General features: G+C 30.3%; 22 protein-coding genes, 1 tRNA gene and 1 pseudogene. 8 read left to right on the top strand and 16 right to left on the bottom strand.

Going from position 1 to position 26,222, the window contains the following annotated elements:
• Positions 1-34 precede the first annotated feature (34 nt).
• The 7 genes from hemW to metK form a co-directional block, all read right to left on the bottom strand.
• A complete protein-coding gene (gene hemW, locus CF66_RS03735) occupies positions 35-1,222 on the bottom strand; it encodes a radical SAM family heme chaperone HemW (RefSeq protein ID WP_052541674.1) in 1,188 nt (395 codons plus the stop codon).
• A complete protein-coding gene (gene rdgB, locus CF66_RS03730) occupies positions 1,194-1,817 on the bottom strand; it encodes an RdgB/HAM1 family non-canonical purine NTP pyrophosphatase (RefSeq protein WP_016503890.1) in 624 nt (207 codons plus the stop codon). Before rdgB ends, hemW begins: the two co-directional genes overlap by 29 nt.
• A gap of 239 nt (positions 1,818-2,056) precedes the next feature.
• Complete coding sequence (locus CF66_RS03725; protein WP_016503891.1) at positions 2,057-2,614, bottom strand: YggT family protein; 558 nt, start codon at positions 2,612-2,614, stop codon at positions 2,057-2,059.
• 385 nt (positions 2,615-2,999) lie between these two features.
• Positions 3,000-3,701, bottom strand: a complete 702-nt coding sequence (locus tag CF66_RS03720; protein ID WP_016503892.1) for a YggS family pyridoxal phosphate-dependent enzyme — start codon at positions 3,699-3,701, stop codon at positions 3,000-3,002.
• Positions 3,702-3,846: 145 nt separating this feature from the next.
• Positions 3,847-4,263, bottom strand: a complete 417-nt coding sequence (gene ruvX, locus CF66_RS03715) for a Holliday junction resolvase RuvX (RefSeq protein WP_016503893.1) — start codon at positions 4,261-4,263, stop codon at positions 3,847-3,849.
• A gap of 364 nt (positions 4,264-4,627) precedes the next feature.
• The gene (gene gshB, locus CF66_RS03710; protein WP_016503894.1) at positions 4,628-5,581 is read right to left on the bottom strand and encodes a glutathione synthase; all 954 of its coding nucleotides are present in this window, start codon (positions 5,579-5,581) and stop codon (positions 4,628-4,630) included.
• A gap of 111 nt (positions 5,582-5,692) precedes the next feature.
• A complete protein-coding gene (gene metK / locus CF66_RS03705) occupies positions 5,693-6,847 on the bottom strand; it encodes a methionine adenosyltransferase (RefSeq protein ID WP_034411730.1) in 1,155 nt (384 codons plus the stop codon).
• 230 nt (positions 6,848-7,077) lie between these two features.
• Here metK and mdh point away from each other — a divergent pair, with 230 nt between their 5' ends.
• A complete protein-coding gene (gene mdh / locus CF66_RS03700) occupies positions 7,078-8,019 on the top strand; it encodes a malate dehydrogenase (RefSeq protein WP_016503896.1) in 942 nt (313 codons plus the stop codon).
• Positions 8,020-8,024: 5 nt separating this feature from the next.
• On the opposite strand, the gene ispB is transcribed toward mdh, so the two are convergent.
• Positions 8,025-8,993 (bottom strand): octaprenyl diphosphate synthase, encoded by a 969-nt coding sequence (ispB, locus tag CF66_RS03695; protein ID WP_034411728.1) that lies wholly within the window; start codon positions 8,991-8,993, stop codon positions 8,025-8,027.
• A 268-nt stretch (positions 8,994-9,261) separates the two neighbouring features.
• Here ispB and rplU point away from each other — a divergent pair, with 268 nt between their 5' ends.
• The 4 genes and pseudogenes from rplU to folA all read left to right on the top strand — a co-directional run bounded on the left by rplU (position 9,262) and on the right by folA (position 11,569).
• Positions 9,262-9,573 (top strand): 50S ribosomal protein L21, encoded by a 312-nt coding sequence (rplU, locus tag CF66_RS03690; protein WP_016503898.1) that lies wholly within the window; start codon positions 9,262-9,264, stop codon positions 9,571-9,573.
• A gap of 34 nt (positions 9,574-9,607) precedes the next feature.
• Positions 9,608-9,865, top strand: coding sequence for a 50S ribosomal protein L27 (gene rpmA, locus CF66_RS03685; RefSeq protein WP_016503899.1), 258 nt, complete (start codon positions 9,608-9,610; stop codon positions 9,863-9,865).
• 128 nt (positions 9,866-9,993) lie between these two features.
• Positions 9,994-11,040 (top strand): annotated as a pseudogene (gene cgtA, locus CF66_RS03680) (Obg family GTPase CgtA); the annotation flags it as partial.
• Between the two features lie 40 nt (positions 11,041-11,080).
• Entirely contained in the window at positions 11,081-11,569 is a 489-nt protein-coding gene (gene folA, locus CF66_RS03675; RefSeq protein ID WP_016503901.1) for a type 3 dihydrofolate reductase, read from the top strand.
• A gap of 69 nt (positions 11,570-11,638) precedes the next feature.
• On the opposite strand, the gene CF66_RS03670 is transcribed toward folA, so the two are convergent.
• The 7 genes from CF66_RS03670 to pepA form a co-directional block, all read right to left on the bottom strand.
• Positions 11,639-12,463: a symmetrical bis(5'-nucleosyl)-tetraphosphatase gene (locus CF66_RS03670; protein ID WP_034411719.1), complete on the bottom strand. Its 825-nt coding sequence runs from the start codon at positions 12,461-12,463 to the stop codon at positions 11,639-11,641.
• 115 nt (positions 12,464-12,578) lie between these two features.
• Positions 12,579-13,400, bottom strand: coding sequence for a 16S rRNA (adenine(1518)-N(6)/adenine(1519)-N(6))-dimethyltransferase RsmA (gene rsmA, locus CF66_RS03665; protein WP_016503903.1), 822 nt, complete (start codon positions 13,398-13,400; stop codon positions 12,579-12,581).
• Complete coding sequence (pdxA, locus tag CF66_RS03660; RefSeq protein ID WP_016503904.1) at positions 13,397-14,395, bottom strand: 4-hydroxythreonine-4-phosphate dehydrogenase PdxA; 999 nt, start codon at positions 14,393-14,395, stop codon at positions 13,397-13,399. The genes rsmA and pdxA overlap by 4 nt, the downstream gene beginning before the upstream one ends.
• Positions 14,385-15,653, bottom strand: a complete 1,269-nt coding sequence (locus tag CF66_RS03655) for a peptidylprolyl isomerase (protein ID WP_052541673.1) — start codon at positions 15,651-15,653, stop codon at positions 14,385-14,387. Before CF66_RS03655 ends, pdxA begins: the two co-directional genes overlap by 11 nt.
• 46 nt (positions 15,654-15,699) lie before the next feature.
• Positions 15,700-18,096 (bottom strand): LPS assembly protein LptD, encoded by a 2,397-nt coding sequence (lptD, locus tag CF66_RS03650; protein ID WP_052541672.1) that lies wholly within the window; start codon positions 18,094-18,096, stop codon positions 15,700-15,702.
• Positions 18,097-18,178: 82 nt separating this feature from the next.
• Positions 18,179-21,049 carry a valine--tRNA ligase gene (locus CF66_RS03645; protein ID WP_034411717.1) on the bottom strand — a complete coding sequence of 957 codons (2,871 nt, stop codon included), beginning with the start codon at positions 21,047-21,049 and terminating at the stop codon, positions 18,179-18,181.
• 252 nt (positions 21,050-21,301) lie between these two features.
• Positions 21,302-22,801 (bottom strand): leucyl aminopeptidase, encoded by a 1,500-nt coding sequence (gene pepA, locus CF66_RS03640; protein ID WP_016503908.1) that lies wholly within the window; start codon positions 22,799-22,801, stop codon positions 21,302-21,304.
• A gap of 183 nt (positions 22,802-22,984) precedes the next feature.
• Here pepA and lptF point away from each other — a divergent pair, with 183 nt between their 5' ends.
• Together lptF and lptG are read left to right on the top strand one after the other, a co-directional pair.
• Positions 22,985-24,085, top strand: coding sequence for an LPS export ABC transporter permease LptF (gene lptF / locus CF66_RS03635; RefSeq protein ID WP_016503909.1), 1,101 nt, complete (start codon positions 22,985-22,987; stop codon positions 24,083-24,085).
• Positions 24,086-24,089: 4 nt separating this feature from the next.
• A complete protein-coding gene (lptG, locus tag CF66_RS03630; protein WP_034411715.1) occupies positions 24,090-25,163 on the top strand; it encodes an LPS export ABC transporter permease LptG in 1,074 nt (357 codons plus the stop codon).
• Between the two features lie 61 nt (positions 25,164-25,224).
• On the opposite strand, the gene CF66_RS03625 is transcribed toward lptG, so the two are convergent.
• Positions 25,225-25,698 carry an RDD family protein gene (locus CF66_RS03625; protein WP_034411713.1) on the bottom strand — a complete coding sequence of 158 codons (474 nt, stop codon included), beginning with the start codon at positions 25,696-25,698 and terminating at the stop codon, positions 25,225-25,227.
• A 244-nt stretch (positions 25,699-25,942) separates the two neighbouring features.
• Between CF66_RS03625 and CF66_RS03620 the strand changes: the two genes are divergently transcribed.
• Positions 25,943-26,028, top strand: a tRNA-Leu gene (locus CF66_RS03620).
• Positions 26,029-26,222: the final 194 nt, after the last annotated feature.

Raw genomic sequence — 26,222 nt, 5'->3', positions numbered from 1 at the left:
CTACTACAAATAGAATATATTAATCAATTATTTTTTATATAAAAGCTATGAGAAGATCATTTAAGAAAAGTTGACCTTTTTTAGTTAGCTTCCAGTGTGTACTTGTTTCTGTTAAATATCCTTCCATTAAGGACCAATCAATAGGATTTTGGATTGTTTTGATATCGAGTTTAGTCTTATCAGTAAAATCTTGTTTTGGGCAATCTTCTATTAACCTGAAGCGATTCATAAAAAATTCAAATGGTTTATCTTTATTTTCAACTTTTAATTCCTTAGATAAATATAATTGAACTTTATTATTTAATCTTGTCAAATAGTCTCTTGGATTCCTGATTTTAATTGTGCGAATTATTAGACCATTTTCAAAAGTAAGTTTTCCATGTGAACCACAACCTATGCCTAAGTAATCACCAAATCGCCAATAATTAAGATTATGTTGGCATTGATAATTTATTTTACTATAGCTTGATATTTCATATTGAGTATAACCTGATTTAGTTAGTTTATCATGTCCTTGTTGTGAAATATCATATATATGGTCATGAGGTAAATAAGGTTTTTTATAGTAAAAAATTGTATTTGGTTCAATAGTTAATTGGTACCAAGATAAATGTGTTGGATGAAATTGAATTGCTTTGTCTAAATCTGATAGTGCTTGTTCTACATTTTGTTTTGGCAATCCATACATTAAATCTAAGTTTACATTTTTAAAATTTAATTTTTTTGCTAAACTAGCAGCATAGACAGCTTCTTCTAGTCTATGAGTTCGTCCAAGATATTTTAGCTTTTTTGATTCAAAGCTTTGTATACCTATTGAAATGCGGTTAATACCTGAGTCTAAATATCCAGAAAAACGTTCTATTTCAAGAATATTGGGATTAGCTTCTATAGTAATCTCTATATTAGATTTAAATGGAATACGCCTTTTAATTCCTATAATTAATTTTTTGATACTTTCAATAGACATTAAACTTGGCGTTCCACCACCAATAAAGATTGAATGAATTAAGTATTGATTTTGGTTAAGCTGATATCTTTCAATATCTTTGTCAAGGTCTTCAAGTAAAGCAATAATGTATTTTTGTTCTGGAATATTAGATTTAGAAACATGCGAATTAAAATCGCAATATAAGCACTTTTTTACACACCAAGGAATATGCACATATAGACTAAGTGTTGGAAAAGCTAGCTTATTAAGAGATTTTTTTAGAGTTTTTAACATGATATTTTTTAGTAAAAGCTAATAGCAATTTTTTCAGTGCTTGACCACGATGAGAAAGTTGGTTTTTTTTGTTTAATTTTAATTCAGCTGAGGTGCAGTTTTCTTCTGGTATGAAGAAAATAGGATCATAACCAAAACCATTTTCCCCTTGAGCTTGTTTTAAAATCATTCCTTCCCATATTCCATGGCAAAAAATTGGTGCAGGATCATCTGCATGACGAAGGAATAATAATATACAGTGAAATCGAGCAGTTCGCTTATGTTCTGGTATATTTTTCATTGCTTTTAGTAATTTTAGTACGTTTTCTTTGTCTTCAGAATTTTTACCAGAATAGCGGCTTGAGTAAATTCCCGGAGCACCTTTAAGACAGTCTACCTCTAAACCAGAATCATCTGCAATAGCGGGTAGATTAGTTGCTTTAGAAGCATGACGAGCTTTAATAATTGCATTTTCGATGAAAGTAGTTCCTGTTTCTTCTGCTTTAGAAATATTGTATTTACTTTGTGAAATAGCATCAAATCCAAATGTATTTAATGAATCAATAAGCTCGTAAATTTTATTTTGATTTTCTGTAGCTAGTACAATTTTATTCATGTATTTTAATACTCACTTTATTATAAAATTATTTTTTAATATACAATATTTGTTTAATATTCTAGTTTTTTCTCTTATAAGTGAATGTTTTCTTCATTAGTAATTTAAAATATCAATGTGTTGATTTGTTATCATTAATTTTTTTTAAATAAAAATGTAAATAACTAATCAATTTTTTTATAGTGTCTATAATTTCGGAAAGTTTTATATTTTGTCCAGTTTTTAAGTTATTTTCGTATTCATAGTCGATACCAAATTGGACCTATTATATCTCCCATGAAGAAGTTTGCGAATTGTAATCCAATAAATAACGCTAATACACTTAAATCAAAACCACCGATTATAGGGATAATACGACGAATTGGCATAAGCATTGGTTCTGTTAACTGATAAAATACGTGTTCTATAGGTCCATGATTTTTATTTACCCAGCTTAGTATTGTACAGATAAGCAATATCCAGAATAGAAGACTACCTGCTGTTTTAATGAATAATGCTATTCCAAGTAATAGTAATGTACTGCTAAAGTGTATAGTAGAACTACTGATTATAGTGAGGATCATTAGTTTTAGCACGCATAGTAAATAAGCAAAAAGTGTAGTTGTTATATCGATATTACCTATCATAAATGGAATAATTTTTTGTAGTTTACCAACAACAGGTTGAGTAGATTTTACAATGAACTGAGAAAAGGGATTATAAAAATCAGCATGAGAAGCTTGTAACCAAATTCGTAAAATTATTACCATGATGTACAGATCAAACAAGGTGGAGGTTAGAAAACTCATTGAATTCATAAAGGTTCCTTAAGTAATTAATTAGTTTGTTTTATTACAAATATTGTAAAATTAAAACATTTTTTTTCACTTCTTTGGTACGAGTACTTATAGTTTGCATTGCTTTTTCAAAAATTGATCATTTTAATGGATGAATTTACTAAAGGATTAATACTGTTCTTTAGCATGCAACTATGGTTACTTGAATGAGTTGAGTTTTATTTTAAAGACTAAAATATTAGTACATTCAGTTAGCACTGATTTTTTTCGGTATTAATATGATGTTGAATATAAAGAAAATCAAGCATTTCTTGCTTATTAGCTACTGAATTAATTAAGTTTTTTTGATAAACAGAAGTTAGTTATAAAATAATGGTTAAAAAGTATTTATTAAATATGTTTTGTTTCAATCATAATTGCGAATACCAAAGATTGCTGTGCCAATGCGAACTATAGTACTACCAGCTGCAATAGCAGCATGCATATCATTGCTCATCCCCATAGATAAAGTATCTAGAAATGGATATTTAAGATTTAATTTTTTTTTCAAATTAACCAATTTTAAAAAACTACTAAATTGTGATTGATACTCAGATTTATTATGTGGAATTGACATAAGGCCTCTTAATTTGAGGTTTGGTAACGATGAGATCAGTTTAGCTAGAGGAAATATTTCTGTATCAGTAACGCCGAATTTATTTCTTTCGTTGCTAGTATTAACTTGTATTAACACCTGAATTGGTTTCATTCCTTTCGGTCGTTGATCATTAAGTCTTTGAGCTATTTTAGAGCGACTGATAGTATGTACCCAATCAAAATTTTTTGAAACTTGATTAGTTTTATTAGATTGAATATTACCAATAAAGTGCCATTCTAGCGATAACTTTAGATATTTTTTTTGAAAAAAAACTATTTTATCCACGCCTTCTTGTACGTAACTTTCTCCAAAGATTCTTTGACCAGCCCGTATAGCATCCAAAATTTCATTGATAGTTCTACTTTTACTAGCTGCAAGAAGTTGCACTGAATTTTGAGAACGTCCAAATTTTTTTTGGGCACTTTGAATGTTTGAGGTGATGTTTTGGATATTTTTTTTTATATTGACCATAGATCTTAAGAAATGTAAAAACTAGCAATATTAATTTTGTTTATTGTAGTTATTAATAGTAAAAAAATGATATTTAAGTCTAAAATATCTAATAGAAAACGACTTGTTTTAAAACAATGTGTCTAGTTAAAAATTTCTCAACGAATTAATTATGCTCAAACCAGCTTTCTAGAATAATCACCGCTGATTGACAGTCCACATTATTTTTACTTAGTGCTTTATAACCACCACTATCAAATAGTAATGATCGTGCTTCAGTAGTTGAAAATCTTTCATCATGAAGTTCAACAGGCAATTTAAAGTAATTTTGCATGTATTTTGCGAACCTTTTCGTTTTCAAAGTTAGATTACTTAAGTCTTTATCGTACAGATCAATAGGTAAGCCAACAACTAAGAGATTAGGCTTCCAAGTTTTGATATGTTTATCGATCTCATTCCAATTTGGAATACCATTATTAGCCTTCAACGCTTGTAATGGAGAAGCAGTATGTGTTACGTCCTGACCAATAGCAGTACCAATGTTTTTAGTTCCAAAATCAAAAGCTATCACTGTTCTAGACATATTCTTTTTTTAAGTTTGTTTAATCTAAAATGAGAAGTGTCAGTACAATATAAAATATCTTACAATAAGTCATAAACTGAATATTTATAATATTTTAAGAAAGCTTAACTACATAACGGTAAGAGAAAATAGTAAATAGTGCGATGGAGCTATTCATTTTAGGTTCTTAGAATCGTTTTCAAAGATATATACCACAATCCATTATAGATTAACGTAAAGATAAACACTGACCTTTTCTATAAAAAAGAAAGTCATTGTAAACTAATTGATTATTTTTGTCTATATTGATATCAAGTACGATTCTTAAATTTCAGATTAAATGTAAATCGTAGTTGCCTGTATTTCAATAAAGTTATAAATAGTGTTAACCTTGCTTCTCTATTAAGCTTAGAAGAACATCCATAAATTTCCTAGTAATAGAGATATTAAATGCTAACTCAATTTCTCTAATACAGGTAGGACTGGTAACATTGATTTCTGTCAACTTGTCCCCAATAATATCTAGTCCTACAAATATTAAACCTTTTTCTTTTAATACTGGTGAAACACTTTCAGCTATCTTAATATCAGTCTCATTTAGTGTTCTTGCTTCAGCAATACCTCCGATAGCTAAATTAGCTCTTATTTCTCCATAAGCAGGAATACGTGCTAAACAATAAGGGATTACTTCACCATTAATTATTAAAATTCGTTTATCCCCATTAGCAATTTCGGGTATAAAAGCTTGTGCCATTACATAATTGTTTCCATTCTTAGTAAGAATTTCAATAATTACTGGCAAGTTCAACGCATTTTTTGTTATTCGGAATACAGAGGCACCACCCATACTATCAAGAGGTTTTAAAATAATTTCACCGTGTCTTTTTTGAAATGCTTTTATTTTTTCAGATGAACTAGTGACTAGTGTAGCGGGAGTTAGCTCTGGAAACCAAGTGGTGAATATTTTTTCATTACAGTCGCGTAAACTTTGTGGTTTATTAATTACTAATGTACCTTTTCTTTCTGCGTGTTCTAGAATATACGTTGCATAAATGTATTCAGTATTAAATGGAGGATCTTTTCTCATTAAAATGATATTAAGTTCAGATAGTTCAATAGTTTGTTTTGAATGGAATGTATACCAAATTTTAAGATTTTCCTGCAGTGTGAGTATTCTACTATTTGCCATAGCTATACCTTGTTCAAAATATAGATCATTCATTTCCATATAATAGATTTGGCAACCATAGCGTTGTGCTTCTAGCATTATGAAGAAAGTAGAGTTTTTTTTTATATTAATAAATTTAATAGGATCCATTACAATTCCAAGTTTTATCACGACTTTCTCCACATTATTTTAAATAGACTAATCAGGTATTAGTTTTTTTGTTCTTAATGAAAAAATTAGTTAGTACTCTATCCATAAGTATTTATATAAACATATAAATACTTATCTTGTAGTTGCAAATTGTTTAAGTAGAGGTGCTTTATCAATTGATTCCCAAGGAAATTCTTCACGACCAAAATGACCATATACAGAAGTTTCCTTATAAATTGGTTGTAAAAGGTGTAACATTTCTTGTAAACTATACGGGCGTAGATCAAAGTGTTGATGTATTGCTTCAATAATAGTTTTTTTAGGTACTTTTTCTGTACCAAATGTCTCTAACATAATAGATGTAGGATTAGCAATACCAATGGCGTAGGATAATTGAATTTCACAGCGTTCAGCAAGATCAGCTGCAACGATGTTTTTAGCAACATAACGTGCTGCATATGCTCCTGAACGATCAACTTTCGATGGATCTTTGCCAGAAAAAGCACCACCACCATGACGAGCTGCACCTCCATAAGTATCAACGATAATTTTTCGACCCGTTAAACCACAATCAGCCATTGGACCACCTATAACAAATCGTCCACTTGGATTGATCAGAAAATTAGTATTTTTATTAATCCATTCAGAGGGAAGAGTAGGCTTAATGATCTCTTCCATTACTGCTTCATGGAGACACGATGATGAAACTGAATCACAGTGTTGAGTAGAAAGAACAACTGTATCAATACCAATAATTTTGTTTTGATAATATTGGAATGTTAATTGAGATTTAGCATCAGGACGTAAAAAATTAAGTTTTCCATTTTTGCGAACTTGAGCTTGTTTTTTTACTAATCTGTGAGAGTACATAATTGGAGCTGGCATGAACATTTCTGTTTCATTGGTTGCATAACCAAACATAATGCCTTGGTCACCAGCACCCTGTTTTTTAGGAACCGCTTTATCAATTCCCTGACTAATATCTAGAGATTGTTTTCCAATAGTATTTAAGATTGCACAAGAGTCAGCATCAAACCCCATATCAGAATGAATATAACCAATTTTTCGAAGAGTTTGACGAGTAATTTCTTCAATATCAACCCAGGCAGAGGTCGTAATTTCACCACCAACCATTACCATTCCTGTTTTGACATAGGTTTCGCAAGCCACTCGAGCTTTGATATCTTGTGTCAAAATAGCGTCAAGAACAGCATCAGAAATTTGGTCTGCAATTTTATCTGGATGACCTTCTGATACAGATTCAGAAGTGAATAGGTGTTTAGTCATAAAAATACCACTTTTAAAAATTAAAATGCTTTCATAAAACTTGATATAAAAATAATGGATAGTTATAACATATATTGTCTACCGATTTCTTTATTTTGTAATATAGGTGTCAGATTTAAAATATTTTCTAGTTAAATCTGTTTTAATTTATTAGTTGATGGTTTATTAATATATACCTTTCTAAGGTCAAGAGAAGATGATAATTTGTTAGTATAATGGAGAAAAGGTGTATGAAAATAACTATTATTGGTGCTGCTGGTGGTATTGGTCAGGCATTAGCATTGTTGCTTAAAAAGCATCTTCCATCAGGTTCAAATTTAGCATTATATGATATTAATCCAGTAATATCTGGTGTAGCAGTAGATTTAAGTCATATTCCAACTTTGATATCCATTAATGGGTATTCTGAAGGAGACATAACAAAAGCACTTAAAGATGCTGATATTATTTTAATTGCAGCAGGTATTTATCGTAATCCAAGTATGGGACGTTCTGCTCTTTTTAATGTAAATGCGAGTGTTGTGAGTTCTCTAGCTGAAGAGATTGCAAAAGTCTGTCCAAAAGCTTTCTTAGGTATTATCACTAATCCTATAAATATGATGGTACCAATTGTTGCAGAAATTTTTAAAAAAGTTGGGGGTTATGATAGGCGTCGTTTATTTGGTATAACAACATTAGATGTAATTCGTTCTGAAACTTTTATTTCTAGCTTAAAAGGTAGAGATCCATGTGATATTGATGTCTCAGTTATCGGAGGACACTCAGATAGTACTATATTGCCTGTGCTTTCTCAAGTAAAGGGTGTTGATTTTACCCAAGAAGAATCCGAAATGTTAACAAGAAAAATTCAACAAGCTGGTACTGAAGTGGTGAAAGCAAAGGCATGTTCTGGTGGCAGTGCTACTCTTTCTATGGCAGAAGCTGCATGTCGTTTTTGTTTAAAACTTATTAAAGCACTCCAAGGAGAAAAAAATATAATTGAATGTGCCTATGTAGAGGGAAAAGGGAAGCATGCACAATTTTTTGCTCAACCAGTAAAATTGGGTAAAGAGGGTATTGAATCATTTTTAGATTATGGGAAATTAAATAATTATGAAAAACATTTATTAAATGGAATGTTAGAAACATTAAATAACGATATTAAAATCGGAATTGATTTTGTTAATTGTTAATTATTTTATTTTTTACGATTAACTGAAATATGAGCAAGCTGTATTAGGGCTTCTTTATGCATGGATTCAGGTAAAATTGATAGTTCAGCTATAGCTTTATTCGCTTCCTTATGTGCTTTTTTCCTTGTATACTCTAAGGAGCGGGTTTTTTTCATAGTCACTAAGATCTCATTTAATTTTTTGATTCCATTAGCTTTTTCGATAGCCTGACGAATGATATAAGCTTGCTCTGGTGTGCTGTTTTTCATAGCGTGTAAAAGGGGTAATGTTGGTTTCCCTTCTGAAAGGTCATCTCCTGTATTTTTACCCATATCTATATTGCTAGAAGTATAGTCAATTACATCATCAATTAATTGAAAGGCAGCACCTAAGTATTTTCCATATTTTTTTAATGCTATTTCTATAGAATGGGGAGCGTTATTTAAAATAGCACCAATTTGCGTCGCTGCTTCAAATAAACGTGCGGTTTTAGAATAAATTACTTTCATATAATTTTCCTCAGTTATATTAGGGTTATTGCAGTTCATTAATTGTTGAACTTCGCCTTCGGCAATAATATTTACAACATTGCTCATTAATTTTATGATCTTCCAAGATCCCAATTCAGTCATCATTTGAAATGCACGAGTATAAATAAAATCACCAACAAGAATACTAGCAGCATTGCCAAATCTAAAATTTGCTGTTTCCTTACCACGACGCATATTTGATTTATCAATTACATCATCGTGTAAAAGTGTAGCAGTATGGATAAATTCTATAAATGCAGCTGATATTGTATGACTTTCCCCTTTGTAACCAAGAGCTTTACTAGATAAGATTGTTAACATAGGACGCAGACGTTTACCACCAGTTAATGTGTAGTATCCTAGTTGTTTTATTAAGGTTACATCAGAATTCAATTGTTTTTGAATAATTTGGTTGACTATTGCCATATCATTAGCAGTAAGCATTTGGATATCTTTAAAATCCATTATAAATCCAGATTAAAGTTAGATTTTGATATAGTATTATGTATTATTTTGCTAGTAACTAGTAAATAATACACTAAAGATGTTTTATTCACACCTTACTACAGTTGAGTAATTTCTAATTTTTATACAATTCATTTTTCAGCAGTTTTTTTTAAAAATATAGCTTGTCACAAGAACCATATTTCTGTAAAATCGTTCAGGTTCAGTGCGTACCTATTATTCTAGTAGGTGTTTTTTAGGTAGATTTTAAAGCGGGGTAATTTAAATTATGTACGCTGTTTTCCGATCTGGTGGTAAGCAGCACCGTGTAACTAAAGGACAAACTCTTCGCTTAGAGAAATTAGATGCTAAATCTGGTTCTACTTTAGAGTTTAACAGCGTCCTATTAGTGTCTAATAGCAGTGAAGGTATCACTATTGGTACTCCTATTATTCAAGGTGCTAAAGTATTTGCAGAGGTATTACAGCACGGTCGTGATAATAAAATTAAAATTGTTAAGTTCCGTCGTCGTAAGCATTCTCGTAAGCAGCAAGGTCATCGTCAATGGTTTACAGAAGTAAAGATTACTGATATTGATTAATTGATATTTTACTAACTAGGAGAGTTTAGAAGAGATGGCTCATAAGAAGGCTGGAGGTTCTACACGTAATGGTCGAGATTCAGAAAGCAAGCGTCTTGGTGTAAAGCGTTTTGGTGGTGAGTATGTATCAGCAGGTAGTATTATAGTTCGTCAACGTGGTACTAAATTTCATGCTGGTATAAATGTTGGTATTGGTAGGGATCATACTCTTTTTGCTCTTAGCTGTGGTAAGGTTAAATTTGGAATTAAAGGTATTAAAAAACGAAAATTTATTAGCATTGAATCTTTTTAGATTTATTGTTATTTAGATTAACTAAAACCCTGCCTAATTTTAGGTGGGTTTTTTTTATGCAGGTTATATAATAATAAAGTTATAGATTTTTAAAAGTATTGAACTTATTAAAAGTTCGAGTATAAAAAATGAAATTTGTTGATGAAGCAATAGTGAAAGTTGAAGCTGGTTCAGGTGGTAGTGGTGCCGTCAGTTTTTTGCGTCAAAAGTTTATTGCTAAGGGAGGACCTGATGGCGGTAACGGTGGCAATGGTGGTGATATTTATATCCTTGCTGATAAAAGCCTCAATACACTAAGCAATTATCGCTTTCAACGTTTTTATTTAGGAGAAAATGGAAAGAATGGTGGTTCCAGAAATTGTACTGGTAAAAGTGGACAAGATAAGATATTACGCGTTCCCATTGGAACACGTATTGTTGATGTTTACAGTAACAAAATTATTGGAGAACTGATTGAACATGGTGAAAAACTTATTGTCGCTAAAGGAGGCTTACACGGTTTAGGTAATTCTTGTTTTAAATCTTCAGTTAATCGTGTACCATATCAAAGAACTTTAGGTACTAAAGGTCAGATAAGAGAGCTTCGTTTAGAACTTCTTCTTTTAGCTGATGTAGGGATGTTAGGATTGCCAAATTCAGGTAAATCAACTTTTGTTCGCTCAGTATCTTCAGCTAAAATAAAGGTTTCAGATTATCCATTTACTACATTAATTCCTAGCTTAGGTGTAGTTAATCTTTCTTCTAAGAATAGATTTGTTATTGCAGATCTGCCTGGTTTGATAAAAGGTGCCTCTGATGGTGCAGGTTTAGGTATTCGTTTTTTGAAGCATCTTGAACGTTGCCGAGTACTGTTACATATGATTGATATAGACTCTATTAATGAATCTCAACCTGAAAGAGACATATTGATGGTCATTAATGAACTTCGAGAGTATAGTAAAAAATTAGTAAATAAACCACGCTGGTTAGTGTTTAATAAGGTCGATTTATTACCAAAAAAAGAAGTTAATAAAAAGGTTCAGGGTATCTTAGAAAGGTTAAATTGGCAGGGGAACTATTTTAAAATTTCTTCACTTAAAAATCAAGGGACTAAAGAACTTTGTAGTAAATTAGCTAATGTATTAGGGGAATTATTTTCTGAAATAAGAACTGTTTCTAAAGAAAATTCAGTTAATTAAATCTTTATTAAGAATTAGGTTAATAAAAAAAATATTAATGTTAATTAGCATGATTTCTGCAATAACCAATGATCGAACTATTGGAAATGCTAATAAAATGCTTTGGTATCTTCCTGCTGATTTTTCTTGGTTTAAGCGATGTACTATTGGTAAACCCATTATTATGGGAAGAAAGACTTTTGAATCTATTGGGTATGTATTACCTGAACGAAAAAATATTGTACTTACTCGTGATAAAAAATTAAGGATAGAAGGGGTATTAACTGCTTTTTCACTTGATGAGGCTTTAGAAGTGTTAGGTGAAAATGTTAATGAGGTTATGATTATTGGTGGTGCTTCTATTTATCAATCTTATTTATCTAGAGCTCAACGGTTATATTTAACACATGTAAATTGTAATCTTCATGGAGATGCTTACTTTCCAGATTGGGGAACAGGGTGGAGTATAGTTTATAAAAAAAACCATTTTGCAGATAAAAGAAATTCTTATGATATGACATTTTTAATTTTAGAACGTAATATATAAGCACACTAAATGCTCATTTTTTTCAAAAAAAAGGTACTAAATTTATCCATCTATTTTCAATTAAAAGTATTACACGTGACACGTGTTTTTTTTTATAGATTTTTGCATAAAGAACGTTTTATCTTCCCAACGAAGCATTGTCAAAGTTCCTCCCCACACACAACCTGTGTCTAAACTGATTACGTTATTATCTTTATAACCTTCTAATGTTGACCAATGGCCAAATAGAATGGTTTTATTTAAATGTTGTCTTGATGGAAGTTTAAACCAGGGGCTAAGTTTTTTGTTTTTTACTTTATTTGGTGAAGCTTTATGATTCATATCAAGTTTTCCATCAGAATAGCAAAATCTCATTCGAGTAAATGCATTAATTATATATCTGTATCGTTCACTTTTTGTTAGAGTATTGCTCCAAGAATTTGGGGTGTTTCTATACATGTTTTTTATAATCCAAGACCAGCTTTTTTTTTTAAGTTCTTTTTCTACTGCTCTGGCAGCTGTTCTTGCTGTAAAAAGATTCCATTCTGGTGAAATCCCAGCATGGCATACAATAAACTCATCATGTTCTATCATTAAAGATTGAGTTCGCAGCCAGTTCACTAATTCTTCTTTATCTTTTGCCGAAAAAATAGCAGCAATATTATCCTGTCTTTTCATTTTTTTTATGCCAAGGTATATAGCTAGTAAATGCAAATCATGATTTCCTAAAGCTACTTTAGCTTTATTCCCTAAATTTTTTATAAATCTAAGGGTTTCTAGAGAATTAGGTCCTCGTGCTACAAGATCTCCTGTAAACCATAATGTATCTTGATTAAAATCTAATGGTATATTTTTGATTAGTAACTTAAGTTCGTTTAGGCAACCTTGAATATCACCTATAATGTAATTAGACATGATATTTTCCAAAAAATATAGTAGAGATATTAAATTAGACAGGTAATAAACATTATAAAATGCTATGTAATAAAATCACTTACCTAGTAAAAATTGGGTAAGGATAAATAAAAATCTAATTGTTTAATTTGCAGTTTAAATTTGCCCAATTAGCCATTGCTATAAATTCTTCTAAGGTTAAATTTTCTGGTCTCATATCTGGATTGATACCTAATGTTTTAAATGCTTTTATATCAAGTAATTCTTTATAGCAATTTCGGATAGTTTTTCGTCTTTGATTAAAACCATTACGGCAAAGTTTATCTAGCCAAATAAGATTATTTTCTGAATTTAGTGATTTTTCATGTAATACTAATTGAATAAATACTGAATCAATTTTTGGTTCAGGGAAAAATGATGTTGATGGGATATTTAATAATGGAAGTATTTGCTGACAGTAATACTTCACCATTACAGTTAATCGGCCATATGCTTTGCTACCTGGTTTCGCAGTTAGTCGATCTCCGACTTCTTTTTGTAATGTGAAATGCATATCCTGAATATTGGTATGAAATTTAAATAAATGGAATAATAAGGGAGTGGATATGTTATATGGTAAATTACCAAAGATACGCAATTTTTTATTTTTTTTTATTAATCTAGCAAAGTTAAAACATGTTGCATCTGTTGGATATATGATTAATTTATTTGATAACGTAGGATGATTACGTAAGCGTTGAACTAGACTATCATCAAGTTCAATTACGGTAAAAGAAGAATTAATTTTTTGGTTAATCGCTTCTGTAATAGCACCTAAGCCAGGACCTATTTCTACTAAATTTTCTTCTGATTTTGGATTTATTAAGGAAACTATATCTTTAATAATATGAGGATCCTTTAAAAAGTGTTGTCCAAAACGTTTTTGAGCTTTATGTCCTAGGTATATTTTTTTTTTCATATCTTAAGATGATTCTCCCCTAAATTTACTGCATATTTAATTGCTGTCCTAAGACTTTTTATATTAATTGCTTTTCTTTTCCCTGCAAATTCAAGTGCAGTACCGTGATCAACTGAAGTTCTTATAAAAGGAAGACCAAGAGTAATATTAACTGAACGAGAAAAACCTTTATATTTTAATACAGGGAGTACTTGGTCATGGTACATACCAAGTATAACATCTGCCTTTTTTAGATATTTATCATTAAAAATTGTATCAGCTGGTAAAGGTCCGATTAAATTAATTGCATATTTTTGACGAATCTTTTCTAATGTTGGGATAATCATCTCAACTTCTTCTCTGCCAAGAAATCCATTTTCTCCTGCATGTGGATTTAGTCCACATACATAAATGGAAGGGCTTTTTATCCTAAATTTTTTAATTAATTCTCTGTTAAGAAGACGAATAGTTTTTTCTAATTTATCTTTCGTCAATGTTTTAGATACTTGAGATAATGGGATATGCGTAGTGGCTAACGCAACTTTAAGACCTTTAGTTGACAACATCATGACAACTAGTGATGTATTAGATTTTTCTGCTAAAAATTCAGTATGTCCACTAAAGGAAAAACCAGAACGATTAATTGCTCCTTTATGTACAGGGCAGGTAACAATAGCGTCAAATTCATTATTCATGCAACCTAAAATAGCTTTTTCTAATATATTTAATACATAACAACTGTTGTTTGGATTAATTTTCCCTGCAATAACAATATCATTTAGGGGGATATGATCCACAATTAAAGAACCAGCTTTTTGCATAATAGGTTTCATATTACTTTCATAATTGATTAGATTCACATCAATACCCAATAATTGAGCACGTTTAGATAATAAAGTCTTATCTGCACAAATAATTAGTTGATGTGACCAATTTTCAGTCGAAAGGAATAACGCAAGATCTGGACCAATACCTGCAGGTTCTCCTGATGTAATAATAATACGTTTAATGCTCATATTTATCCTGAATTATTTCAATGAAAGAATTTGCATAAATCTCTCGTAACCATTCCTGTGTTTCTAAGTTAAAATTATGTTCAAATAAAATTTGATGGGCTTTATTTTTTATTGATAATTCGGTATGATCGGTTTTTCTTCGATCTAATATTTCTAAGATATGCCAACCATGCGTAGTTTTAAATGGTTTACTGATTTGACCGATAGGTAATAATTTAATTTTATCTTGAAATTCAGGCAAGTATGATTCAGTACTTTGGTATCCGAGCTCACCATTGTTTGCAGAAGAATTTAGGTCTTGGCTATGTTCTCGAGCAAGTTTCTCAAAATTTGCTTTTCCTGTTTTAATTTTATAGATAAATCCGTTAAGTTTTCTTTTGATTTCATCATCATCAGAGATTAATGTTGGTTTTATGAGAATATGACGAGCATTTACTTCAGTTACAATAACTTGATTAGGGTCTTTTATATCTTCTATTTTTAATATATGTAAACCAATACTACTTTGGAATGGTCCAATTATAGTTCCTTTATTTATTTTCGCTTGTTTAATTTGATTAGCAAATATAGTTGGCATTTCTTTTATACCTATCCATCCTCTATTATTTTTTATTACTTGAGGTTCTTTTGAACAGCCATAAAATGTAGATTTTGGTTGTGTGCTTTTTTTCAGCTGGTTAAGTAACATTTTTGCTTTATTTTGAATTTGTTCTTTATTTAATTGTTTGTTAAAACAAAGTTGAATATGAATAATTTTATATTGAGCTAATTCTTCCCTTTCATTTAAAAGTGAAGCAATTAAGTTTTTGAGTTCAATAGGTAATATCTTGATACGACGAGGAATTAATATATTACGTACTTCTTTTATCATAAGATTCTTTTGAATTTGTTCTTTTAGGTCTTTTTCAGTTAGATTGTTTATGTTAAATCGATTATTTTTGATAATGTTAGTAATCACATCGTTTAAATAGTCATTACTTATGCTTATTCCAATATGTTTAGCTTCTTGTTGTTGAATTGTTTCAATAATTAGTTCTTCTAGTATTTGCTCAATTGAAGTTTTTTTTTGAAAATGAAATTTTGTATCTTTATCTTTTTTGATGCTATTCTTCAGTATTTTAAGTCTTTTATTAACTTCACTTTGGAGTATTATACCTTCATTAACAATGACTTTGATCTTGTCTAGCTCAACAGGTTGTGCAGTTACTAACGTTATTTTAGCAAGAAAAATAAAGCTAAAGAATATGTATTTCCACAATATGATGTACTCCTGTGATAAAATATTTATGGGGTATAAAAAAAAATTAAGTTGTAGATTGCTTCAATAAAAATGGATGACTATAACCTAATCTACTGGTAAATTCATTACCAATAATTCTGTTATTTAACTTCAAATTAGAGTTTGTTCCAAACCCCAAAATACCAAATTTAAGATTGAAACGGTCTTCATATTTAGGTTTTTTATTGTTCTTAGTTTTTTGATTTTTTAGTTCTTTGCTATATGTAAGAGCAACATACCAACAATTTGAATGATAGCCTAGACCTGTAAGCCATTCTAATGCTTGCTTGGTTGTAAGATCGAAAAAATATTGTGCATTGGCCTGCCATTTATGATTTATTTGATATGCAGTGAGTAATCCTAGTTGTGATATTTTAGATTGACTTAACTCTTTTAATCTGTCTTTAGAATAGCCATAGGCAAGAATTTTTTCAATATAACTAGGTTTAATATAACGATAGCTAGTTTGTAAGTATCCATTATTAAATTGATATTCTAAAGTAAAATTGCTTAATTGAATTTTTTTACTATTCGTATCGTATTGAAAATTACTATGATAGAATAAATTATCATCGTAGTTAAAATCCATTGTAGCAGATAAACTAGAATAGTGAGAAGAACTTATATTTGACTGAACATTAGTAAAGTTTTTCTTCAGATAAAAAATTTGACCTAACGAAATATTTAGACGTTCTTTATAAGAATTATTAAAAAATCGTGAAGATACAGCATAACTAAATTGGTTACTTCCAACAATTTTATCAATACTGCTAAAGTTTCTATTTCGAAAAAGATGATAGTAGTCGGTTTGTAGAAAGGTCGTGTCATAAGAACTATTAGATTTTTCTTTCTCTGGTATATATAAGTACTGAATTTCTGGTTCTAAGGTTTGTATGTAATTTTTAAAGGTTTTCATATGACGTTCAAGAATAATACTTCCACGAGTTTTAAATGTCGGTATAAGCCGAGTAATTTGTTTCTTTTGTCTCTTTAAGTGAGCAGAGGGAGCTGTTTTCTCTTGATAATATGTTCCGAGTAATCGTGCTTCAGTAATCCAAACACCCCAGCTATTACTAATTGGTACCTTTAACCCTGGTTCAATATGTATGCGTATTGTCGATGGGGCTTTTTTATTATTAGCATTAAATTTTGATATTTGTCCCGTTAGATCAAAATCTAAAAATTTCATTAGCATTGGTGCATAGTAGTTAAAATTAAACTGAGGGATTATGCGATATGGAATATCATTTTCAGTAAATGGTTGCAAGTTATGTATTAGCAATGAAATATCCCACTTATCTGAATAATAACTTATTTTGCTTTCTTGAATTTGATTATTTTCTTGGTTGCCAATATTTGAGTTTACATTAGAGAAATAATTATTGTCGCTTATTTTTAAGTAATTAAATTTTAATTTCCAATCTTGTTGGAAGTTGCCTTCGTGTTTATAAAGTAGCCCCCAACGCTTCTTTTTTTCTGGATGTTTTTTATCTTTTGGTAAAAATTCCAAGTGTATGGTTCCTGAACCAAATGTAGATAAATAACGAAATTTATTATTAAATTGTAAATTACGCTTTGTCATATGTATTAATGTAGTTTCTAAGTCATAGTTTTCTGAAAGGTTCCAGTAAATTGGAGTTTCTATTGTGAATCCATTTTTGGAACCGTAAGAAATATTTGGATATAGAAAACCAGTCTTTCGAGTATTGCTAATAGGTACAGTTAGGATTGGTAAGTAGAATATAGGAAAATTATAAATTTTAAATCGAGGATGGTAAAAAGTAGCTTCTTCTTTATTTTGATCTATCACGATTCGTGATGCATTTAATTTCCAAGTATTATTTTTTTCTGAACAAGAGGTTATATAAGCATTTTCCATGATGTAGGTGCTTTTATCTATCTTTGATATTTTATAAGCTTCTCCTCGTCCTGGTTTACATAGGAAATTGTATTTATTGTTTTCCATTAGCATAAAATCAGTATCAAAATAATTAACTACTTTATCAGAAAAAATATCTAATTTACCATCGTTAATATTAACATTGCCTTGTGCCACAATCCTTTTATTTATTTCATATAATGTTACAGTATCTGATTTAATTTGCTTGTTACCTTGAACAATAACAACATTTCCAGAATACTTTACCTTATTTTGATTGAAAGCTTCTAATGAATTAGCTTCAATTTGAATTGATGATGTATTAGAGTCTATCAATGGCAATTTAGCATTTACACATTGTTTGTTGGAACAGCATTCATCTTGTAAAGATTTGTCTGATTTGGCTAAGATTTGAGTTGATATTAGTGTAAAAAAAACAACATTAATCAAATTTCTTAATAAAGTTAAAAGAAACTTGATATCGGTTTTTTCTATCTTTTTAATCCAGTTTAAAACAAAAATATTTTGGAGAACTAACGTCATAAACAATATGTATGTTCGTAAATTCATCATATTTCATTATTAAACTACAGTGCAAGTTCAAGTTGGCAGATTAAAAAAACAGTTATACAGTTATTATTTGATTAATAACTATCTTTTGCTCTTTAAGTTTTATTATTGTTTCTTCATAATGTTTAAGTTTTTTTCTTTCTTTTATTATAATTTCCTTTGGTGCCTTTGAAAGAAAATTTGTATTGTCCAATTTTTTTTCAATGTGTTTAATTTTAATTTGGATTTTTTCCATTTTACTATTTAGTTCTATAAGTTCTTTCCTTTTATCAGTAAGATTTTCCATTACAATAAATAATTCAGATTTACCAATAAGCATTGTTGTTACGTATGGAGGGAGCTTATCGTGTTCATTAATAAGTTCGATTTTCTTTAATTTAGAAAATGATAATAATAAATTTTGATTATTTTCTAAATATTTTTTTTCTCCTGGATTAATTTTCATAATAGCATGTAGTTTTTTATTTGGTAAAATTTTATATTTATAACGTAAATTACGGATGCTAATGATAAATTTTTTTATCCATTCAGTATTATTAATTGCCTCTTGATTATATTTTGAATCTTCATATTGAGGGAAATTTTGAAGCATAATAGTATCTCCCTCAATGCCATACATAAGTGGTTTGATGTTTTTCCATATGGATTCTGTAATGTAAGGCATAATAGGATGAGTAAGACGGAGTGTTTTTTCTAACACTGTAATTAGGGTATAACGTGCTGCTTCTTTTTCTCTTTCTTGTCCTTTTGTTAAAACAAATTTAATGAATTCCAGATACCAATCGCAAAATTGATTCCAGATAAATTCATATAGACTGTTAGCGGCTAGGTCTATACGATAGTTATCTATGTGCGAAGTGAAATTTTTTGTTGTTATTTCACATTGAGATTGAATCCATTTATCAGTCAATGAATATTCAAATTTTTTATCTTTTTTAAAATTATAATCTTTATGTTTTACATTCATTAATACGAAACGGCCAGCATTCCATAGTTTATTGCAGAAGTTACGATAACCTTTAAGACGATTCATATCCCAGTGAATATCACGGCCAGTATTAGCTATCGCTGCAAGGGTAAAACGTAATGCGTCGGTACCGTAAGGAGTAATACCTTCTCTGAAGGTTTGCCGTGTATTTTTTTCTATTTTTTTTTCTAGTTTAGTTTGCATAAGATTATCACAACGTTTACTTACTAAAGACTCTAAACTGATTCCATCAATTATATCTATTGGATCTAGAACATTACCTTTTGATTTAGACATTTTTTGACCGTTTTCATCACGTATAAGTCCTGTCATATAAACTACTTTAAAAGGTACTTGCGAATTATTATTTTTATCTTTAATAAAATACGAGCTCATCATAATCATTCGTGCAACCCAAAAAAATATGATATCAAAACCTGATACTAGAACGTTTGAAGGATAGAACATCCTGAAGTTTTCAGTATTTTGGGGCCAGTCTTGTGTAGCAAATATCCAAAGAGAAGAAGAAAACCAAGTATCAAGGACATCATTGTCTTGTTGTAATATGATAGAAGAATTAAGATTGTTTTTTTTTCTTGCTTCATTTTCAGTGCGACCAACATACACTTTTCCTTGACTATCATACCATGCAGGGATACGGTGTCCCCACAAAAGTTGACGAGAAATGCACCAATCTTGAAGTTTTTCCATCCAAGAAAAGTACATATTTTCATACTGTTTAGGAAAAAATCGAATCTGACCGTTTTTTACTGCTTTAATAGCAGGTTTAGCAAGAGATTTTGTTCGAACATACCATTGATTAGTAAGTCTTGGTTCGATAACTACAGCACTGCGGTCACCATATGGAATTGTTATGTCATGTTGTTCGATTTTATCAACTAAACCTAAATGTTTAAGTTCTGAAACAATGGCTTTTCGTGCAGAAAAACGTTCCATTCCATGATACTGTTTTGGAAGTTCAGTATTATATACACTACTTTTTTTTCCATCAGTTGTAAAAATTTCAGATGAAGTTCTAATACAGGCATTTAAAGTTAAGATATTAATGATTGGTAAATTATGACGTTGTCCAACTTCATAATCATCAAAGTCATGTGCTGGTGTAATTTTTACGCAACCTGTACCTTTTTTCATGTTAGCATGATCATCAGCAATAATAGGAATTAATCGATTAGTGATTGGAAGCAAGATTTTTTTACCAATTAGATCTTTATAACGAAAATCCTTTGGATTAACTGCCACAGCAGTATCACCTAATATAGTTTCTGGTCTTGTTGTCGCCACAATGACATAATTTTGACTATGTTTTGTCATTGTTCTATTTATTAACGGATAACGGAAATAGTACATATAACCTTTTTGAATTTTATGTTCTATCTCAAGGTCAGAGATTGCTGTACATAGTTTTGGATCCCAATTAACCAGACGTTTACCTCGGTAGATAAGATCATCTTCATAAAGACGTACGAAGGCTTCTTTTGTAGCTTCAGAGAAGCCTTTATCCATAGTAAAACGTTCTCGATCCCAATCTACAGAAGCTCCAAGTCGACGTAGTTGCTCAGTGATTGTGGAGCTAGATTCTTTCTTCCATTCCCATATTTTTTTTATGAAATCTTCACGATCAAAGTCATATTTATTTTTGTTTTCTTCTCTGGCAATTTTACGTTCAACAATCATTTGAGTAGCAATACCAGCATGGTCAGTACCAACCTGCCAGAGGGTATTTTTCCCTTTCATACGTTGATATCGAATTAAAGTATCCATGATGGTAGTTTGAAATGCATGACCTATGTGTAAAGTTCCAGTAATATTCGGTGGCGGTATGACAATACTGAAAGAATCTTTTGAAGTGTCACCATGTGGCTTAAAGTAGCCTTTTTTTTCCCAATTGGTATATAAAGTTTCTTCAATTAACTCTGGTTTATATATTTTTTCCATAGAATTCAATATTATTTTAATCCAATAGAATAGTTTTATTTTAAAAGTTCTAGAAAGGAGATATTAATAATATATACTATATAAGTATTAATATAACTTACTTTTTTGAAAGCTAGCTTAGAAATAAAACTTCCTAAATTTAAAAGTATGTAAGTAAGTACAAGATACTGGTAAAAAAAATTATAAATTAGAGAATAAACATTGCTGAAGTAGTAGTCGATTCCCTAAGTTTTTAAACTAGCTAGATATAATCTATTTTTTGTTCACTGCTTTAGAACGATTTAGTAAGAATTGAACAAGCATAGATACTGGTCGACCGGTTGAACCTTTTGATTTCCAAGCTGTACCTGCTATATCAATATGTGCCCAATGATACTTTTTAGTGAATCTAGATAAAAAACAAGCAGCAGTAATAGCCCCAGCAGAACGATCACCAATATTAGCAATATCTGCAAATTTGCTTTTAATCTGTTCCTGATAATCATTTAAGATTGGGAGTTGCCATACTTGATCATTTGCTTGTTCAGAAGCACTTATCAATTCACAAGCTAAAGGATGATGGTTAGACATTAGAGCGCTAACATGATGACCGAGTGCAATCACACATGCACCTGTTAAGGTCGCTATATCAATTATGCAGTCAGGATCAAAACGTTGAACATAAGTGAGTACATCACAAAGTACTAGTCGGCCCTCAGCATCAGTATTTAGTACTTCCACTGTTTGACCTGACATTGTAGTAAGTATATCGCCAGGTCGGTAAGCGTCGCTACTAGGCATATTTTCGCAACCAGCGAGAATAGCCACTACATTGATTGGTAAATCCAATCTCGCTAATGCTTTCATTGTACCAAACACAGAGGCAGCACCACACATATCATACTTCATTTCATCCATCTTCTCACTTGGTTTGAGAGAAATACCTCCAGAGTCGAAAGTAAGTCCTTTCCCTACTAACACGATTGGTTTTGCCTTAGCATTAGGATTCCCTTTATATTCTATAATAGACATGCTAGATTCATTCTTAGAACCATAACCGACAGCAAGATAAGCTGCCATCCCTAGTTCTTTCATTTCGTTTTCAGAAATAATAGTTGTAATAATATTATCATACTTGCTAGCCATCTTGAGAGCTTGAGAAGATAAATACGTTGGATTTGCAATATTTGGTGGCATGTTACCAAGATCTTTTGATGCTTTTATTCCAGAAGCAATAGCAAGAGCATGAGTCATTGCTTTTTCAGCTTCTACTAATTCATTAGAATTCAATACGTTAAATTCTAATCTACCTAATCGATGTGAAAATTTTGGTATAGTAGTCTTAAATTTTTCAAATGAATAAAGATTATCTTGAATAGTTTCAATTGCTTGACGGATTTTCCAGTAAGTATTTTGCTTTTTAACAGAAAGATCAGTTAAAAAACATATAGCTTCTTTTGAACCTATCTTATTTAATTTTTGGATCATCTTTTGGATGATTTTTTTATACTGGTATTGGTCAAGATCAGACTTTTTTCCACAACCAACAAGTAAAACTCGTTTTGAAAGTAGAGATGGTACATTATATAAAAGTAACGTTTCTCCTAGTTTACCTTTTAAATCTTCATGATTAAGTAAGGAACTAATATAATTTCCGCTTATTCTATCTACTTGTTGAGCTGCTAAAGAAAGATGACATTGTTCAAAAACACCAACAATGATACATGCGCTGCATTGATTTTCTGGACTTTCACTTTTAACGCTAAACTTCATTACTTACTCCGACATCTTAAAGACAAATAGAACTAAATGTTAGATAATACTTTTATTCTAAATACTATAAACCAGCACAGTACTTAAGCAAGAATCTAAGCTAGCAAATACTAACAAAACTGAAGATTTAGAAATATAGTGATTTAATGTTTAAAAAACAAGTTTTATGTAGGTACTTTCATTGTGATTATTATTAGATATTTGACCTATGAAACATTTAAAAGCCAACTTTCAATATTTTTTATCTTTTTTTTAGTTTTTCTATGTCAAAAATTTATACAGGTTTTAGCAGAAGTATCAGATGGAGTAATTCCTGCTAAAATGATTCTATCAATTGTTACTCTTAACATGCCAGCAGTTGGATTATTCATGTTACCATTTAGCTTGTATCTCGGTATTTTATTAACTTTTGGTCGTTTATATACTTCAAGCGAAATTATTGTTATGAATTCAATGGGTATTGGTAATCATTTTTTAATGCGTTCTGCATTATATTTATCAATTATTACTGGTTGTATAGCTGCATTTAATTCATTTTGGTTAGCACCATGGAGTGCAAATAGAGAAGCAGAATTAATGGAGCAATACATATCAGGGAATAGTGTAGATCTTTTAAGAAAAGGAAGTTTTCATCGTATTTCTGATGGGTTTTCAGTAGTTTTTATTGATGATATTCAAGATAAAAAATTAAAAAATGTTTTTGTTGCTCAGATTCGTCCAAAAAATTCAATTTTGCCAAGTATAATATTCTCTAATTTTGGTGATATCAAAATTACTGATGATGGTCGTTATATGATTACTATGTATGAAGGAACACGCTATGAAGGGATACCAAATCATCTTGATTATCATATTACTGAATTTGATGAATACGAGGGGATAATAGGACGACGTGTTATACAAACTGAAGGAAAAGAATGGAAAGCAATTCCAACGTTAGACCTTATATCTAACTCTACAGCAGAGGCTCAAGCTGAGTTGCAATGGCGTTTATCAGTAGTAGTGTCTGTTCCTTTATTAACAATATTAGCTATTCCTTTATCTTCAGTAAATCCTCGTCAGGGACGTTTTGTAAAAATAGGACCAGCAATATTAATTTATTTAACTTATTTTTTATCAGTCAGTGCTATTAAATCAGCGATTGAAGAGGGATCTATTCCTATCTTTGTTGGTATGTGGCCAATTAATTTTGGGCTTTTAGTTTCTGCTGTAGTACTAAATTGTATGGATACTGTATTAGTAAGAAAACTTAAAGATAAAATAAAGATAGATAGGGTAATTTAAATACATGTTTAAAATCATAGATGTATATATTGGCAAAACAATTAGTACAAGCATTTTGCTTGTACTAATCACTTTTATTGGTTTATCTAGTATTATTAAATATGTAGAACAATTAAAAAAAGTAGGTGAAGGAAACTATGATTTATTGCAAGCTTTATTATTTGTAATACTAAGTATTCCTCGTGATCTAGAAATGTTTTTTCCTATGGCAGTGATGCTTGGGTCATTAATTGGTCTTGGAGTCCTTGCAGAAAATTCTGAATTAGTTGTTATGCAAGCTGCAGGGTTTTCTAAGCTAAATATTGGTGTATCAGTTCTTAAAACCGCTGTACCATTAATGTTTATTATGACTATTTTTAGTCAATGGGGAGTCCCACAAGCACAAAAAATGGCTCGTGATTTAAGAGCGATTGCAATTTCTGGTGGTAATTTAATTTTATTGCGTACTGCTGTTTGGGCCAGAGATAGTAACGACTTTATTTTTATGGGTAAAGTAGAATTTAATAAAATTCATAATTTAAAAATATGGAAATTTGATGATAAAAAACATCTCACATTAGTTATATCTTCAAAGGAAGCTAACTTCATTAGCAATGATGATACATGGGAAATGAAGGATGCTCAAATTACTGATATGCGTAATGGAAGCAATATTTCAAAAAAAATATTACCAATTTATCATTGGAATACCCCTCTTTCTCCTGATAAGTTAGCAGTGGTAACCATGAAACCTGAAGAATTATCTTTTAGTGGCTTATATCATTACATAACTTATCTAGAAAATTCAGAACAAGATTCTTCGCATTATAGATTAGCACTTTGGAGAAAAGGAAGTCAGCCTTTTACTATTGCAGTTATGATGTTAATGGCTTTTTCATTTATTTTTGGTCCATTGCGTAGCGTTACCATGGGAACAAAGATGCTATTTGGAATAATTGCAGGATTTATTTTTTATATTTCGGGTGAATTTCTTTCTCCTTTCAGTTTAGTTTATTCTATTCCACCAGTTTTTGCTGCAATTGCACCTAACGTTATGTTTTTACTTGTAGCTATAATTTTATTAAAGAAAAATATATAAAAAAGAAAGAAGGAATATTGATTATATAGCTAAATTTAAATAGTAAAATTACCAAAGCATATTAATCCTTTAATACCACAATTTGGGTTTTTGAGAGAACATCATGAAAACTTTGTTGTTGCATGTTAAAAAGCATAGAAAAATTTGCAATACCAAACACAGATGTAGCTAATCGAATAAAAGCTTGTGAAATTGTAATTACACTTCTCCCATCTTGGTTACGCAATTGTATTCTCCAAGTTTTCATGCCTAAAGTTTGACCTGTTTTTACCCAAAAAAAAAGGAAAAAGCAGATCCATATTATGCTTAAATAAATTGCAAACAATTGACTTAATATAGGATGTTTATCTAACAACCCTGCAGGATCACCATATTCACCATAGTGTACTATCTCTAAAGAATGCAATGCAAAAATAATTGCAATAACGATACCAGCTGCAATAATTTCAATCGCAAGAATAATGAGAGAATCATACAAAAGTGCTCCCAAACGACGTATCAATCCAGCAGGAGGAAGTGAATTTATTTTATTCATATTTAAAAGATCATTTAACAGGTATAGTAAAGATACTATAATTCAATAAAATTTAGTGTAAAAGAAAGCAAAATTTTAAAGAGAATCATTTTGCTTTACTATTGTAATATTTTAGTGATTACATATAATTCCTCAAGTTGGTATGTAAAAGTATTAGCACTTGAGGCTATATTATTTTATTCATCATTAATTTCTATATATTTTATACTAGTATAGTAAAAAAATAGGGGATGACTGTAAGTTTAGCTGTGTGATGGAATTGGTAGACATGAGTGATTCAAAATCACTTGCCGTTAAGGCGTAGCGGTTCGAATCCGCTCACAGCTACCAAGTTTTCTATTTTGGAGAGGGATAAAGCCTCATACAAAGGCAGTAATTCAGAAGCTAAAAAACATATAATAGCTATTTTAAATAAAGTAATTTATTTACATATATAAATTTTATAAAAAGTATTTGACACAGAGTTGGATCTAGCTAGAATGTTTGATTCTTTCTAGTAAAAGAAGAAAGCAAGCTCTTTAATA

The sequence above is a fragment of the Candidatus Photodesmus anomalopis genome, from assembly GCF_000731785.2.
In the GTDB taxonomy this organism is placed as follows: Bacteria; Pseudomonadota; Gammaproteobacteria; order Enterobacterales; family Vibrionaceae; genus Vibrio; species Vibrio anomalopis.
This window is presented reverse-complemented; position numbering and strand designations above follow the sequence as displayed.

Coding starts and splice junctions, on each gene's coding strand:
- hemW (WP_052541674.1), bottom strand. CDS start 1,222: ATGTTAAAAACTCTAAAAAAATCTCTTAATAAGCTAGCTTTTCCAACA.
- lptG (WP_034411715.1), top strand. CDS start 24,090: ATGTTTAAAATCATAGATGTATATATTGGCAAAACAATTAGTACAAGC.
- CF66_RS03725 (WP_016503891.1), bottom strand. CDS start 2,614: ATGAATTCAATGAGTTTTCTAACCTCCACCTTGTTTGATCTGTACATC.
- rdgB (WP_016503890.1), bottom strand. CDS start 1,817: ATGAATAAAATTGTACTAGCTACAGAAAATCAAAATAAAATTTACGAG.
- rplU (WP_016503898.1), top strand. CDS start 9,262: ATGTACGCTGTTTTCCGATCTGGTGGTAAGCAGCACCGTGTAACTAAA.
- lptD (WP_052541672.1), bottom strand. CDS start 18,096: ATGACGTTAGTTCTCCAAAATATTTTTGTTTTAAACTGGATTAAAAAG.
- CF66_RS03670 (WP_034411719.1), bottom strand. CDS start 12,463: ATGTCTAATTACATTATAGGTGATATTCAAGGTTGCCTAAACGAACTT.
- metK (WP_034411730.1), bottom strand. CDS start 6,847: ATGACTAAACACCTATTCACTTCTGAATCTGTATCAGAAGGTCATCCA.
- pepA (WP_016503908.1), bottom strand. CDS start 22,801: ATGAAGTTTAGCGTTAAAAGTGAAAGTCCAGAAAATCAATGCAGCGCA.
- mdh (WP_016503896.1), top strand. CDS start 7,078: ATGAAAATAACTATTATTGGTGCTGCTGGTGGTATTGGTCAGGCATTA.
- rpmA (WP_016503899.1), top strand. CDS start 9,608: ATGGCTCATAAGAAGGCTGGAGGTTCTACACGTAATGGTCGAGATTCA.
- ruvX (WP_016503893.1), bottom strand. CDS start 4,263: ATGTCTAGAACAGTGATAGCTTTTGATTTTGGAACTAAAAACATTGGT.
- pdxA (WP_016503904.1), bottom strand. CDS start 14,395: ATGAGCATTAAACGTATTATTATTACATCAGGAGAACCTGCAGGTATT.
- CF66_RS03720 (WP_016503892.1), bottom strand. CDS start 3,701: ATGGTCAATATAAAAAAAAATATCCAAAACATCACCTCAAACATTCAA.
- CF66_RS03625 (WP_034411713.1), bottom strand. CDS start 25,698: ATGAATAAAATAAATTCACTTCCTCCTGCTGGATTGATACGTCGTTTG.
- rsmA (WP_016503903.1), bottom strand. CDS start 13,400: ATGAAAAAAAAAATATACCTAGGACATAAAGCTCAAAAACGTTTTGGA.
- CF66_RS03645 (WP_034411717.1), bottom strand. CDS start 21,049: ATGGAAAAAATATATAAACCAGAGTTAATTGAAGAAACTTTATATACC.
- folA (WP_016503901.1), top strand. CDS start 11,081: ATGTTAATTAGCATGATTTCTGCAATAACCAATGATCGAACTATTGGA.
- ispB (WP_034411728.1), bottom strand. CDS start 8,993: ATGGATTTTAAAGATATCCAAATGCTTACTGCTAATGATATGGCAATA.